Source organism: Rhodococcus sp. IEGM 1370 (assembly GCF_033142325.1).
Classification (GTDB): domain Bacteria; phylum Actinomycetota; class Actinomycetes; order Mycobacteriales; family Mycobacteriaceae; genus Rhodococcoides.
This window is the reverse complement of the sequence record NZ_JAWLRY010000019.1, coordinates 65571-78651: the sequence shown is the minus strand read 5'-3', so window position 1 is coordinate 78651 and position 13081 is coordinate 65571. Positions and strand designations below refer to the sequence as shown.

General features: G+C 65.1%; 14 protein-coding genes and 1 pseudogene. 8 read left to right on the top strand and 7 right to left on the bottom strand.

Going from position 1 to position 13081, the window contains the following annotated elements:
* Positions 1–11: 11 nt before the first annotated feature.
* Positions 12–1277, bottom strand: coding sequence for an aspartate aminotransferase family protein (locus R4P47_RS20220; RefSeq protein WP_317785563.1), 1266 nt, complete (start codon positions 1275–1277; stop codon positions 12–14).
* A 94-nt stretch (positions 1278–1371) separates the two neighbouring features.
* Here R4P47_RS20220 and R4P47_RS20215 point away from each other — a divergent pair, with 94 nt between their 5' ends.
* From R4P47_RS20215 to R4P47_RS20205, 3 genes are read left to right on the top strand one after another with little or no spacing between them, the layout of a single operon-like run.
* The gene (locus R4P47_RS20215) at positions 1372–2244 is read left to right on the top strand and encodes a ribokinase (protein WP_317785562.1); all 873 of its coding nucleotides are present in this window, start codon (positions 1372–1374) and stop codon (positions 2242–2244) included.
* A complete protein-coding gene (locus R4P47_RS20210; RefSeq protein ID WP_317785561.1) occupies positions 2241–2699 on the top strand; it encodes a helix-turn-helix transcriptional regulator in 459 nt (152 codons plus the stop codon). Before R4P47_RS20215 ends, R4P47_RS20210 begins: the two co-directional genes overlap by 4 nt.
* Before the next feature lie 9 nt (positions 2700–2708).
* Positions 2709–3113: a VOC family protein gene (locus tag R4P47_RS20205; RefSeq protein WP_068052456.1), complete on the top strand. Its 405-nt coding sequence runs from the start codon at positions 2709–2711 to the stop codon at positions 3111–3113.
* A 22-nt stretch (positions 3114–3135) separates the two neighbouring features.
* Here the strand turns inward: R4P47_RS20205 and crcB (R4P47_RS20200) are convergent, their stop codons facing one another.
* The gene (crcB, locus tag R4P47_RS20200; protein ID WP_317785560.1) at positions 3136–3510 is read right to left on the bottom strand and encodes a fluoride efflux transporter CrcB; all 375 of its coding nucleotides are present in this window, start codon (positions 3508–3510) and stop codon (positions 3136–3138) included.
* Positions 3507–3926, bottom strand: coding sequence for a fluoride efflux transporter CrcB (gene crcB, locus R4P47_RS20195; RefSeq protein WP_411567362.1), 420 nt, complete (start codon positions 3924–3926; stop codon positions 3507–3509). Before crcB (R4P47_RS20195) ends, crcB (R4P47_RS20200) begins: the two co-directional genes overlap by 4 nt.
* A gap of 107 nt (positions 3927–4033) precedes the next feature.
* Between crcB (R4P47_RS20195) and R4P47_RS20190 the strand changes: the two genes are divergently transcribed.
* The 5 genes and pseudogenes from R4P47_RS20190 to R4P47_RS20170 all read left to right on the top strand — a co-directional run bounded on the left by R4P47_RS20190 (position 4034) and on the right by R4P47_RS20170 (position 9564).
* The gene (locus R4P47_RS20190; protein ID WP_317785558.1) at positions 4034–6151 is read left to right on the top strand and encodes a RecQ family ATP-dependent DNA helicase; all 2118 of its coding nucleotides are present in this window, start codon (positions 4034–4036) and stop codon (positions 6149–6151) included.
* Positions 6152–6255: 104 nt separating this feature from the next.
* A pseudogene (ectA, locus tag R4P47_RS20185) lies at positions 6256–6828 on the top strand (diaminobutyrate acetyltransferase); the annotation flags it as partial.
* Between the two features lie 48 nt (positions 6829–6876).
* Entirely contained in the window at positions 6877–8154 is a 1278-nt protein-coding gene (gene ectB / locus R4P47_RS20180) for a diaminobutyrate--2-oxoglutarate transaminase (protein WP_317532873.1), read from the top strand.
* A 41-nt stretch (positions 8155–8195) separates the two neighbouring features.
* On the top strand, positions 8196–8594 hold the full coding sequence (locus tag R4P47_RS20175) for an ectoine synthase (RefSeq protein WP_032379201.1): 399 nt from the start codon (positions 8196–8198) through the stop codon (positions 8592–8594).
* A 118-nt stretch (positions 8595–8712) separates the two neighbouring features.
* A complete protein-coding gene (locus tag R4P47_RS20170) occupies positions 8713–9564 on the top strand; it encodes a Sir2 family NAD-dependent protein deacetylase (RefSeq protein WP_094640217.1) in 852 nt (283 codons plus the stop codon).
* On the opposite strand, the gene proB is transcribed toward R4P47_RS20170, so the two are convergent.
* The 4 genes from proB to rplU all read right to left on the bottom strand — a co-directional run bounded on the left by proB (position 9537) and on the right by rplU (position 12941).
* Entirely contained in the window at positions 9537–10676 is a 1140-nt protein-coding gene (proB, locus tag R4P47_RS20165) for a glutamate 5-kinase (RefSeq protein ID WP_317785557.1), read from the bottom strand. The genes R4P47_RS20170 and proB overlap by 28 nt on opposite strands.
* A 2-nt stretch (positions 10677–10678) precedes the next feature.
* Positions 10679–12130: a GTPase ObgE gene (obgE, locus tag R4P47_RS20160; RefSeq protein WP_037193128.1), complete on the bottom strand. Its 1452-nt coding sequence runs from the start codon at positions 12128–12130 to the stop codon at positions 10679–10681.
* Positions 12131–12305: 175 nt separating this feature from the next.
* Entirely contained in the window at positions 12306–12569 is a 264-nt protein-coding gene (gene rpmA / locus R4P47_RS20155) for a 50S ribosomal protein L27 (RefSeq protein ID WP_032379202.1), read from the bottom strand.
* A 60-nt stretch (positions 12570–12629) separates the two neighbouring features.
* Entirely contained in the window at positions 12630–12941 is a 312-nt protein-coding gene (gene rplU, locus R4P47_RS20150; protein ID WP_032394581.1) for a 50S ribosomal protein L21, read from the bottom strand.
* Positions 12942–13081: the final 140 nt, after the last annotated feature.

The window sequence follows — 13081 nt, the reverse complement described above, 5'->3', positions numbered from 1 at the left end:
CGGAGCAGACGTCACAGCACGTTCTTCAGCGTGCGCGACAACGCGTCCAGGCCCTGCCGCATCTCGTCGTCGCTCACGATCAGCGCCGGGATGATCCGGACCACGTTGCCGAGCGCGCCGCAGGTCAGCAGCAACAACCCCTCGTCGATCGCACCCTGTTGCACGCGCAGGGCGGCCGCAGCATCGGGATTGCCTGCGCTGTCGACGAATTCGAGTGCCTGCATCAGGCCGAGTCCACGTGCATCACCGATGGCGGAGTGCTCGGACTTCAGTGCCAGCAGGCCGTCGAGCAGAACTCGGCCCTGCGCGGCAGCGTTGTCGACCAGACCTTCCTCACGCACGACGTCGAGCGTGGCGACACCCGCGGCAGCGGCGACGGCATTGCCGCCGTACGTGCCGCCCTGCGATCCGGGCCACGCCTTGCCCATCAACTCCGTCGATGCCGCGATGGCCGAGATCGGGAATCCGCTGGCCAGACCTTTCGCGGTGATGACGATGTCGGGTGTGATGGTCGAATGCTGGTGGCCCCAGAACTTTCCGGTGCGCCCGACTCCTGCTTGGACCTCGTCGACGATGAGGACGATCCCGTGGGTGTCCGCCCGTTCGCGAAGTCCCTCGAGAAACTCGGGAGGCGTGGGCAGGTAACCGCCGTCACCGAGTACCGGTTCGATGATGAACGCAGCGGTGTCCGCGGGGCTGGACATCGTCATCAGCAGGTAGTCGAGTTCCTTGAGCGCGAAGGCGACCGCGGTGTCCATGTCCCAGCCGTACCGGAAGGCGTAGGGGAACGGTGCGATGTGCACTCCGCCCATGATCGGCGAGAATCCGGAACGGAACTTGGTGCCCGCGGTGGTCAACGACGCGGCCGCCACCGTGCGTCCGTGGAACCCCCCGTGAAAGGCGATGATGTTGGGCCGTCCGGTTGCCATGCGCGCCAACCGAATCGATGCCTCGACGGCCTCGGACCCGGAGTTCGCGTAGAACACGCTGTCCAGCCCTCCGGGCAACACCTCGCCGAGCTTGTCGGTCAGCGCCAGAAGCGGCTGATGCATGACGGTCGTGTACTGCGCGTGGATTATCTTGCCCACCTGCTCGCGCGCGGCCTCGACCACGCGGGGATGGCAGTGCCCGGTACTGGTGACGCCGATACCGGTGGTGAAGTCGAGGTACTTGCGCCCGTCCGTGCCGATGATCCAGCTGCCCTTTCCGTGATCGACGACGATCGGGGTCGCCTGCTTGAGTGCCGGGCTGAGGTGGGTGCGAGTCGACGCTGTCATGCGTGCCATCGTCACTCACCGAATTCAGATTGTCAACAATCTGCAATTGGCAGTTCGGAGTCAGGGCCGGCTGCCGGAGCGATACAGTTCGTCGGTGTCCGCTTCGAACCCCCGCATCGTCGTTCTCGGCAGCATCAACATGGATCTGATCACCCGGACCCCCTCCCTGCCCGACCCCGGCGAAACAGTGCTGGGCACATCGTTCACCACCTCACCGGGCGGCAAAGGCTCGAACCAGGCCATCGCCGCCGCCAAGGCCGGCGCTCCCGTGTCGTTCATCGGAGCGGTCGGAGACGACGAATTCGGTGAGACACTGCGCCGAACACTGTCCAGCGCGGGCGTGGACGACCGAGCGCTGCGTACGGCACCGGGTTCGAGCGGAATTGCCGCCATTTCCGTCGACGATCACGCCGAGAACAGCATCGTCGTCGTCCCCGGGGCGAACGAACACGTTCGGGACCTCACCGACGACGACCTCGCCATCATCTCCGATGCCGCTATCCTGTTGTGTCAGTTGGAAATTCCGCTCGATACCGTGGTGACCGCATTCGAGTACGCCCGATCTCGCGGCGTGGTGACGATGCTGAACCCGTCACCGGTTCAGGATTTGCCCGACGCACTGGTGGCGGCCACCGACGTGCTCGTGGTAAACGAAGCCGAGGAAGCCCGTCTCGGAAACCGAGTGAACGAAGTGGCGCACGTGATCACCACCCTCGGTGCCAGAGGCGCTCGATACCGCGGCTCGGAATCGTTCGAGGTCGCCGCTCCGCGCGTCGACGCCGTCGACACCACCGGTGCCGGCGATGCATTTGCCGGAGCACTGGCCGCGTCCTGGTTCGACGGACCGCGAACGGCAGTCGAATGGGCCTGCGCTGCCGGGTCTTTCGCCGCGACGAGGCCTGGTGCGAGTACGTCCTCGGGTACTCGCGCAGACATCGACGCACTGCGAGATGCGGCCGCAGGATGAATGGCCCCGACCTCGACGAGCTTCGACTTCTACGTCGCGCGCGAGACCGGATGGATCGCGAATTCGCCGAGCCACTCGACGTCCCCATGCTGGCCCGCACGGCACTGATGTCCACCGCGCACTTCGGTCGCCGCTTCCGCGAGGCCTACGGCGAGACGCCCTACGCGCATCTGATGACTCGACGGATCGAACGCGCCAAGGCCTTGCTGCGCCGCGGCGATGTGACCGTCACCGAGGCGTGCTTCGCGGTGGGCTGTACCAGTCTCGGATCGTTCAGTTCGCGGTTCACCGAGATCGTCGGCGAGACGCCGAGCGCATACCGCGCCCGCGACCATCGTGACAGCCGGGCGGTGCCGACGTGCACGGCCATGATTCTGGGTCGGCCGATGCACCGCACTGTGGCTGCCACCGAACCGAGCAGAATCGAAGAAGCATCGACGGCCGGAGCGTCCTAGCCTTTCCCCATGTCACTTTCACTGAGCCACGTACACGTCTACACCGACGACCCCGATGCCTCGTTGGCGTTCTATCGCGACGCTCTGGGACTCGAGGTCAAGAGCGAGGTTGCCAACGACGGCTACCGCTGGATCACTCTGTCCACCGACGACCAACCCGAGATCGAGATCGTCCTGTCGCAGCCCCACGCGGGCCGGTCGCAGGAACTCGGCGATCAGATCGCGGCCCTGCTCGCCAAGGGCGAGCTTCCGGGCCTGCTGTTTCGTGCCGACGACCTCGACGCGGCCTTCGAGCGAATTCGCGCGGCGGGCACCGCGGAGATTCTGCAGGAGCCGACGAGTCAGCCGTGGGGTGCGCGCGACGCGGCATTCCGTGACCCCGCCGGCAACATGGTGCGCGTCAGCCAGGCGTGAATTCGTCCTCGCGTCGACCGTCCTACATCGACGACGCGAGCGCCAGGCCGCCTGCGCACGCGACTACGGACGCGAGCACGGTGACTGTCACGTTGACGGCGGCATCGCGTCGACGCCCCTGCTGGAGCAACCGCACGGTTTCGACACTCGCCGTGCTGAACGTGGTGTACCCGCCGCAGAACCCGGTACCGATGACGGCTTGAACGTCGGTGGAGCCGGCTCGGAACATCACCCATCCGGCCAGCACACCCAGCAGAAACGATCCGGACACGTTGATGCCGACCGTCGCCCAGGGAAAGCTCGTCCGCGCCGCGAGACGTGATTTCACTTCAGCGTCGACGACGAAGCGAAAGACTGCCCCCAAACCGCCGGCCGCCGCGATCCACAGCGCGATCATCGAATAACCCTGCCTGCCAACGCGATTCCAGCCCAGGCTGCAAGTATTCCGAGAATCGCGCTGACCACTGCGTATGCCATTGCCAGTCCGGTGAACCCACCTCGAATCCCGTCCACCGTCTCGAGGGCGAAGGTGCTGTACGTGGTGAACGCGCCGCAGAAACCGGTACCGAGCAGCAGCCGTAACCTGCGCCGAACTCCTGCATCGGGCCCGCCGCGAACCAGCGACTCGAGCAGAAGTCCGAGCACGAACGCACCGGCGATGTTGATTCCGAAGGTGGCCGTCGGCCATTGCGACGCCGAGTGCGGAAGCTGCTCCTCGATCACGTAGCGGACAGCCGTGCCCGCCGCACCGCCGACGAACACCACGGCCAGTGCCCAGAGGTGACGGTGCACGGGGCCCTGGTCGGCCGGCATCGAATCGGAATCGGGATCGATCACCGCTGGTCCTCTCGGGCTGCACGGTCCGACCGTTTCCGACCGGCCCGCGTTGGATGTCGGATGCTTGCTGCACGATGGAGCCTATGACAACGACCACGGAGCCCACGACCGGGAACTTGCGCGCGAGCGCCGAAGAGTTGTTGCGCGAACTCGCCGGCCCGGCTGCGGTGCTGCGGGAAGACCAGTGGACGGCCATCGAGGCCCTCGTCGTGCACCGGCGGCGGGCGTTGGTGGTGCAGCGGACCGGTTGGGGCAAGTCGGCGGTCTACTTCATCGCGGCGAAACTGCTTCGCGCACAGGGACTCGGTCCGACGGTGATCGTCTCTCCACTGTTGGCGTTGATGCGCAACCAGGTTGCCTCCGCCGAGCGGGCGGGCGTCCGTGCTGCCACCATCAACTCGGGCAACATGACCGAGTGGGACGACATCCATCAGCAGGTCGCCTCGGGCGAGCTCGACGTGCTGCTGGTCAGTCCGGAGCGATTGAACAATCCGGATTTCCGCGATCAGGTGCTGCCGTCCCTGGCAGGCGATGCGGGCCTGGTCGTGGTCGACGAAGCACATTGCGTCTCCGACTGGGGCCACGATTTCCGGCCCGACTATCGACGTATCAGAACCCTGATCGCCGAGTTGCGCGACGGTATCCCCGTCCTCGCGACCACAGCGACGGCGAACGACCGCGTGGTGGACGACGTCGCCGCACAGCTGGGTGTCGGCGGCGGCGACACGCTGGTACTGCGCGGCGGGCTCGCACGCGACTCTCTGCGCATGGCGGTGGTGAAGATCGACAACGCCACCGAACGGGCCGCGTGGCTCGCCGATCACCTGAAAACCCTGCCGGGTTCGGGAATCATCTACACGCTGACGGTCTCGGCCGCGAAGGACCTCGCGGCGCTGCTCACCGATCAGGGCCACGTCGTAGCGTCGTACACCGGTCAGACGGATCCGACCGAGCGCGAATCGCTCGAAGGTGACCTGCTGGCCAACCGAGTCAAGGCCCTCGTCGCCACGTCCGCACTGGGCATGGGCTTCGACAAGCCCGATCTCGGCTTCGTCGTGCACATGGGGGCACCGTCGTCCCCGATCTCGTACTACCAGCAGGTCGGCCGAGCCGGTCGCGCCACCGAGCGCGCCGATGTGGTGCTGCTACCCGGTCACGAGGATCGCCAGATCTGGAGCTACTTCGCCTCCGTCGCGTTCCCCCGCGAGCATCTGGTGCGGCAGGTCATCGATGCCTTGAACACCGACAAGGCCCAGTCGACGCAGGCGCTGGAGCCCTTGGTCGAGCTCAATCGCAGCAGGCTGGAGATGGTGCTGAAGGTCCTCGACGTCGACGGCGCGGTCAGACGCGTTCGTGGCGGCTGGATGGCCACCGGGGAGCAGTGGACGTACGACGCGGGACGTTACGAGCGTCTCGAACAGGCCAGGGACCGCGAACAGCAGGCCATGATCGACTACCAGGGCACCGACGGCTGCCGGATGGAGTTCCTGCGGAGGCAGCTCGACGACCCGGATCTGGGCGCACCCGGTAGCGAGTCCGACAGGTGCGGACGGTGCGACAACTGCACCGGTGAGCACCTGTCGGCATCGGTGGATGCGGCCGCAGTCGACTCGGCACGGGCACGATTGGACCGGCCGGGCATCGACCTGCAGCCGAGAAAGCAGTGGCCCAGCGGCATGAAGAAGCTGGGGGTGTCGCTCTCGGGCAAGATCGCCGACCCACACGAACCCGGGCGCGTGCTGGGTCGACTCACCGACCTCGTCTGGGGCAGCCGGCTGCGTGCCTTGCTCGATGCACCCGATGCTCCGGCCACCGACGCATTGGAGAAGGCGTGCATCACCGTGCTCGCCAACTGGGACTGGAAGCAGCGACCGACTGCCGTTCTGGCTCTCGACTCCCCCACCCATCCGGTGCTGGTGCGATCGATCGCCGAGCGATTGGCTGCCGTCGGAAAATTGGACGATCTCGGTGTCATGCAGGTCAGGGCTGGTCATCCGCCGGTCTCGGCGGCCAATTCGGCGTTCAGGGTCGCCGGGCTGGTGGACTCTTGGGACGTTCCGGACGTATCGTCCGTGACAGGGCCGATTCTGTTGATCGATCTGCTGACCGACACTGGGTGGACGTTCACCTGCGCCACGTCGGCTCTGCGATCTGCGGGTGCCGAAGCGGTACTTCCGTTCGCTCTGGCGACACCCAAGTAGCGGTCCGTCGGAAGCGAGTGGTTTGAATTCCGTCGTTGCGGGTACAGCCAGCCGGGCGCCGATGAAGTGACCAGCATCACATTGACGGGTTAACCTGGGGAAGCATGTCCGATTCCGGGGTCGATTTCCCGGCGCACTCGATATGCCTCGGCGACCTTGTTACGTTTGTATTTCCTATGAAGCCCGCATTGCTGAGAGGTACCCCGCTCACTGCGCCGGACGCAGTGAAGTTTCGTAAGCCACAGATCTCCGACGGAGTCCGGCTCTGGGAGATCGCAAGAGATTCGCGAGTTCTGGATCTCAATTCCAGCTACTCGTACGTGTTGTGGTGCCGTGATTTTGCGGCCACCACCGTCGTATCCGACATCGACGGCCGCGCAGTCGGTTTCGTCACCGGATACATCCGCCAAGACGCCCCGCGCACACTGTTCGTGTGGCAGGTCGCCGTGGATGCGGACCAGCGTGGCAAGGGACTTGCCGGTCGCATGCTGATGGAGCTGCTCGACCGCCTCGAGCCACAGGGCATCACGCATCTGGAAACGACGATCAGCCCGGACAACGAAGCGTCGATCGCAACCTTCACGAGCCTCGCACGCAAGCGGGGCACCGATATCGTCAGGTCGGATTTGTTCGCGCCCAACGATTTCCCTGATAGCCACGAAGCCGAGGAGCTCTACACAGTAGGCCCCGACGCGTCGCGGAATTACGAAAGGAACAAGCAGAACATGACCGAAAAGAACACCGTGACAACAGAGAAGCCCGATGTATTCGAGACCGTCGAGTCCGGCGTGCGCAGCTACAGCCGCCAGTGGCCCGCCGTGTTCACCACCGCGAAGAACTCGGTCATCACCGACGAGAACGGCAACGACTACCTCGACTTCTTCGGTGGCGCAGGCGCTCTCAACTACGGCCACAACAACGACATGATCAAGAGCGCGCTGGTCGACTACATCACCAGCGATGGCATCACCCACGGACTCGACATGTCCACCGTCGCCAAGCGCGAGTTCCTCGAGTCGTTCAAGAAGAACATCCTCGATCCCCGCGGCCTGGACTACAAGGTTCAGTTCCCCGGGCCGACGGGCACCAACACCGTCGAGGCCGCACTCAAGCTTGCTCGCAAGGTCACCGGCCGCGAGGCGATCATCAACTTCACCAACGCATTCCACGGCATGACCCTCGGCGCGCTGTCGGTCACCGGCAACTCGATGAAGCGAGCGGGAGCCGGGATTCCGTTGGTGCACACCACTCCGATGCCGTACGACAACTACTTCGGCGGCGTCACCGAGGACTTCCAGTGGTTCGAGCGCGTGCTCGACGACTCCGGCAGCGGTTTCAACCGCCCGGCCGCAGTGATCGTGGAGACCATCCAGGGTGAGGGCGGCATCAACGTCGCGCGCCCCGAGTGGCTGCGCGCCCTGGCCGAGCTGTGCTCGCGCCGTGAGATCCTGCTGATCGTCGACGACGTGCAGATGGGCTGCGGACGCACCGGCCAGTTCTTCTCGTTCGAGGAAGCCGGCATCACCCCGGACATCGTCACGCTGTCCAAGTCCATCGGCGGCTACGGCATGCCGCTGGCACTGACTCTGTTCAAGCCCGAGCTGGACGTCTGGGCACCGGGCGAGCACAACGGCACCTTCCGCGGGTTCAACCCGTCGTTCGTCACGGCGAAGGCCGCAATCGATCACTACTGGTCCGACGACAAGTTCGAGAAGGAAACCCTCGTCAAGGGCGAGCACATCCAGGACCGGTTCATGAAGCTGTGCGCCAAGTTCGACGGCATCTCCACCCGCGGCCGTGGCATGGTTCAGGCCCTGGTGTTCGACGACGCAGAACTCGCCGGCAAGGTGTCTCAGCTGTGCTACGACGAGCGTCTGCTCGTCGAGACCGCCGGCCCCAAGGACGAGGTCGTCAAGCTGCTTCCCCCGCTGACCACGACGATCGACGAGCTCGATCGCGGCCTGGACATCATCGAAAGTGCCGTCGCGAAGGTCCTCTCCTAGAGACCCGTTCGCACGCACCGATATCGAAGGAGGACATCGACATGATCGTTCGCACCACGCAGGAGATCACCGGTACCGACCGCGACATCTCGAGCGAAGACGGCAACTGGCGCAGCAAGAGAATCATTCTCGGCGGCGACAAGGTCGGATTCTCGTTCCACGAGACGACGATCCAGGCCGGCACGGTGAACAACTTCCACTACGCCAATCACGTCGAGGCCGTCTGGCTCATCGAGGGCGAGGGAACGCTCACGGACCGCGAGACCGGCGAGACCTACGAGCTCGGTGCGGGATCGATGTACCTGCTCAACGGACACGAGCGCCATACGGTAGAGCCGCGCACCCAGATGCGCATGCTCTGCGTGTTCAACCCTCCCGTCGTCGGCAACGAGACGCACGACGAGAACGGTGTGTACCCCCTCGTCGAGGTACCCGCGTAACACTGGCACGTCCTCACGGCCCGCACCGACGCTATCCAGGTCGGTGCGGGCCGTTGGCGCATCTACGGTGCCCATCCGGCGATGGATCGCTATCCTGGACGAAGTGAATGCAACCCCTGTGTCCGCGGCACCGTACGAGCAGCTGACTTCCCTGCTCGACGGGAAGACTGTCACCGTCGTCAGCGGCGCGGGCATGTCCACCGACTCCGGGATTCCCGATTACCGCGGTCCGCAGTCACCGCCTCGAAACCCGATGACGTTCCAGCAGTTCATCGGTGACGCCGAATTCCGTCGGCATTACTGGGCACGCAACCATGTCGGGTGGCGACACATGGACGCCGCCGTGCCCAACGACGGCCACCGAGCTCTCGCCCGACTCGAACGGGCAGGCGTCGTCACCGGGATCATCACCCAGAACGTCGACATGTTGCACACCAAGGCGGGCAGCCGACGCGTCATCGACCTGCACGGCGTCTACGCCCGAGTTCGCTGCCTGAACTGCGAGCGGTTGATCTCGCGTTTCGAGTTGGCCCGCCGACTCGATCGCGCCAATCCCGGTTTTCTCGAGTCCGTTGCGCCCGCGGACGGCGTCGAGATCGCCCCCGATGCCGACGCGATCATTTCCTCGACCGCGCACTTCCGCATGGTCGACTGCGAATCATGTTCGGGCATACTCAAACCCGACATCGTCTACTTCGGTGAGAGCGTGCCCAAACCGCGCGTGGCCGAGGCATACGATCTCGTCGACCGAAGCGACGCGCTGCTGGTGCTCGGATCCTCACTGACCGTGATGTCGGGCCTGCGGTTCGTCAGACACGCGTCCAAGACGTCGAAGCCCATCGTCATCGTCAACCGCGGCACCACTCGGGGCGACGAATTCGCTTCTCTCACACTGCACGCCGGCTGTTCCGAGGTAGCGACCGCGTTGGCCGACGACGTCGATCAGGCAGGAACCAGATCGTCGGCATGAACCACCGGGCGCTGTAGCTCTGCGGCCAACTCCCCTGTCGACCGCCCGAGCATCCCGGCGAGTTCCCCCGAGTCGTATCCGACGACTCCGCGAGCCACCAGTACGCCCGCATGGTCGACCAACGAGACCACGTCGCCGCCGTGGAAAGCTCCCGTCACCGACGTGATACCAGCGGACAACAACGATCGTCGCCGCTCCACCACGGCACGCACGGCCCCGGCGTCGAGGTGCAGTTCTCCCGCAGCATCGGCAGCATGACGGACCCAGAACTTGCGCGCCGACAACCGCGTCGGCCGGGCAGCGAAAGCGGTACCCACCGCGGACGTCGTCAGCGCATGAGCGGCATCGGATGCCGCAGCCAGCAGCACCGGTACTCCGGCGTCGGCCGCGAGACGCGCAGCGGACAGCTTGGAGGCCATTCCGCCGGTGCCGAGCGCTCCCCCCGAACCGGCGACGACACCGTCGAGATCCTCGGGGCTGGTCACTTCCGGGATCAGTGTCGCTCTGCCCTTGCGGGGATCACCGTCGTACAACCCGTCCACGTCCGAGAGCAGGAACAGTGCGTCCGCACCGACGAGGTGGGCGACCAGAGCAGCCAGGCGATCGTTGTCACCGAACCGGATCTCTGCGGTGGCGACCGTGTCGTTCTCGTTGACGATCGCCACGGCACCGAGTGAGCGCAACCGATCCAGGGTGCGCTGAGCGTTGCGGTGGTTGGTTCGCCGCGCGATGTCCTCGGCGGTCAGCAGAACCTGTCCGACCGTGCGCCCGTACCGGTGGAACGACGAGCTCCACGCATGAACCAGAGCGAGTTGACCGACGCTCGCAGCAGCCTGCTTGGTGGCCAGGTCCCGTGGACGCTTGGTCAGGCCCAACGGTGCCATCCCTGCGCCGATCGCACCGGAGGACACGACCACCACATCGGTGCCGCTGCGCATCCGAGACTCGATGGCGTCGGCGAGCAGATCGAGTCGAGTCAGATCCAGACCGGTGTCGAGGCTGGTGAGCGCCGAGGAACCGATCTTGACCACGATGCGCTTGGCATCGGCGATCGTGCGACGGGTATCGGTGAGAGCCTCTGCGAGCGAATCGGATTCACGCACCGCCGCCACGTCTACTCCTGTTCGGTATCGAGCCCGCGACGTACCTGGCGGGCATGCTTGCGTTCGGATGCGCCGATGCGCTCGACCTGATCGAGACGGGCATCGGTGCCACGGCCTGTCATCGTGATCTCGACACCGGCCGGAGTCTGCGGCTCCCAGTCGAACGACACGTCGCCGATGGTGACCGAAGCACCGGGCTGAGCGCCGGCCTTGATGAGTGCGTCCTCGACTCCGAGCCGCGCGAGGCGGTCGGCGAGGTAGCCGACGGCCTCGTCGTTTGTGAACTGCGTCTGACGCACCCAACGCTCGGGTCGGGTACCGCGAACGATGAAGCCGTCCGGGATGTCCGGATCCTTGACGACCTTGAAGCTGTCGTCGTTCCGAGCGACCGGGCGTAGCACCTGACGCCGCGGCTCGGGAGCCGGATGCGCGGTGCGGTACTCCTCGACGAGCTTGGCCAATGCGAACGTCAGCGGCTTGAGACCGGCACGCGTCACCGCGGAGATGGTGTACACGGGCCAGCCACGGGACTCGAACTCAGCGGTGACCATCTCGGCCAGCTCGGCACCCTCGGGAATGTCGGCCTTGTTCAACACCACGATGCGGGGCCGATCGGCCAGATCGCCGAGGCTGGCGTCTCCGGACAGCGCCGGCTTGTACGCGGCCAACTCGGCTTCGAGGGCATCGACGTCGGAGATCGGATCGCGGCCGGGATCCAGTGTGGCGCAGTCGACGACGTGCGCGAGAACGGCACACCGTTCGAGGTGACGCAGGAAGTCGAGACCGAGACCTCGGCCCTGACTCGCGCCGGGGATCAGCCCGGGAACGTCTGCGACGGTGAAGGTGGTGTCTCCGCTGGAGACCACGCCGAGGTTGGGCACCAGTGTGGTGAAGGGGTAATCGGCGATCTTCGGCTTCGCTGCGGACAGCACCGAGACCAGCGACGACTTACCGGCCGACGGAAAACCGACGAGGCCCACGTCTGCGACGGACTTGAGTTCGAGGACGAGCTCGCGTTCGATGCCCTCTTCGCCAAGCAGCGCGAATCCGGGTGCCCGTCGAGCCTTCGAAGCCAGAGCTGCGTTGCCGAGGCCGCCGCGGCCGCCGGGAGCGGCGTCGAAACGTGTTCCCTCGCCGATCATGTCGGCGAGCACGTTGCCCTTCTTGTCGAGCACGACGGTGCCGTCGGGAACCTTGAGAATCAGGTCCTCGCCGTTGGCACCCTCACGGTTGCCACCCATGCCCTGAGTTCCGTTGCCTGCCTTGGCATGGCTGGAGAAGTGGAAGTCGAGCAGAGTATGGACGTTGCTGTCGACGACGAACACGACTCCGCCGCCCTGCCCTCCGTTACCGCCGTCCGGGCCGCCGAGAGGCTTGAACTTCTCGCGGTGAACCGAAGAGCAGCCGTTGCCACCTTTGCCGGCGCTGACGTGCAGCACCACGCGGTCGATGAATCGTGACATAGCTGTCTTCGATCCTTTCGTAAAAGAGAAAGCGGGAGAAAAAAGCGATAGGGGCGGACCGGTCTCATGACCCTGGTCCGCCCCTATCGGGAGCTGTGAACGTACGCCGTGGATGGTCGACACGAGCAGTTGCCCGGTCGCGTCGGCCATCGTGAGCGCCAGCGCTGCAGAAGGACTAGGCCTCTACAGCAACCGGAACGATGTTCACGGTCTTGCGACCGCGCTTGGCACCGAACTCGACTGCGCCGGGGGCGAGTGCGAACAGGGTGTCGTCGCCGCCACGGCCGACGTTGACGCCGGGGTGGAAGTGCGTGCCGCGCTGACGAACCAGGATCTCGCCTGCGCCTACGGTCTGGCCGCCGAAACGCTTGACGCCGAGGCGCTGAGCATTCGAGTCGCGACCGTTACGGGAGCTTGATGCGCCCTTCTTATGTGCCATGTTGCATACCCTCCTCGGGGTGAATCAGCTTGGAAGAACTCAAGTCCTGCGGGGACCTGGTTACTTGATGCCGGTGACCTTGAGGACAGTGAGCTTCTGCCTGTGTCCCTGACGCTTGTGGTATCCGGTCTTGTTCTTGAACTTGTGGATGCGGATCTTCGGGCCCTTGGTGTGCTCGACGATCTCACCGGCGACCGAGATCTTCGCCAGCTTGTCTGCATCTGTGGTCAGGTCGGATCCGTCTACGACGAGGACCGGAGCAAGCGAGACAGCAGTGCCGGGCGCTCCCTCGATCTTCTCGACCTTGACGAGATCACCAACAGCGACCTTGTACTGCTTTCCGCCGGTCTTGACGATCGCGTACGTTGCCATCGGAGGGCTACCCCTTGCTTCTTCGAACTTGCTCGCGTTGCGCATGGCAACACGACTGGTCTGGTAAAACGTGTTTGCTTGCTCCCTATCGGCCGGCCACGGCGATGTTCACCTAGGCCCGCTCGAGAACCGTTGTTTCC

Excerpts from the sequence above, each read along its gene's own strand:
- R4P47_RS20205 (WP_068052456.1), top strand. The coding sequence starts at position 2,709 with ATGTCACTTTCACTGAGCCACGTACACGTCTACACCGACGACCCCGAT.
- rpmA (WP_032379202.1), bottom strand. The coding sequence starts at position 12,569 with ATGGCACATAAGAAGGGCGCATCAAGCTCCCGTAACGGTCGCGACTCG.
- obgE (WP_037193128.1), bottom strand. The coding sequence starts at position 12,130 with ATGTCACGATTCATCGACCGCGTGGTGCTGCACGTCAGCGCCGGCAAA.
- crcB (WP_411567362.1), bottom strand. The coding sequence starts at position 3,926 with ATGCCGGCCGACCAGGGCCCCGTGCACCGTCACCTCTGGGCACTGGCC.
- ectB (WP_317532873.1), top strand. The coding sequence starts at position 6,877 with ATGACCGAAAAGAACACCGTGACAACAGAGAAGCCCGATGTATTCGAG.
- R4P47_RS20190 (WP_317785558.1), top strand. The coding sequence starts at position 4,034 with ATGACAACGACCACGGAGCCCACGACCGGGAACTTGCGCGCGAGCGCC.
- R4P47_RS20210 (WP_317785561.1), top strand. The coding sequence starts at position 2,241 with ATGAATGGCCCCGACCTCGACGAGCTTCGACTTCTACGTCGCGCGCGA.
- crcB (WP_317785560.1), bottom strand. The coding sequence starts at position 3,510 with ATGATCGCGCTGTGGATCGCGGCGGCCGGCGGTTTGGGGGCAGTCTTT.
- rplU (WP_032394581.1), bottom strand. The coding sequence starts at position 12,941 with ATGGCAACGTACGCGATCGTCAAGACCGGCGGAAAGCAGTACAAGGTC.
- R4P47_RS20175 (WP_032379201.1), top strand. The coding sequence starts at position 8,196 with ATGATCGTTCGCACCACGCAGGAGATCACCGGTACCGACCGCGACATC.
- R4P47_RS20220 (WP_317785563.1), bottom strand. The coding sequence starts at position 1,277 with ATGACAGCGTCGACTCGCACCCACCTCAGCCCGGCACTCAAGCAGGCG.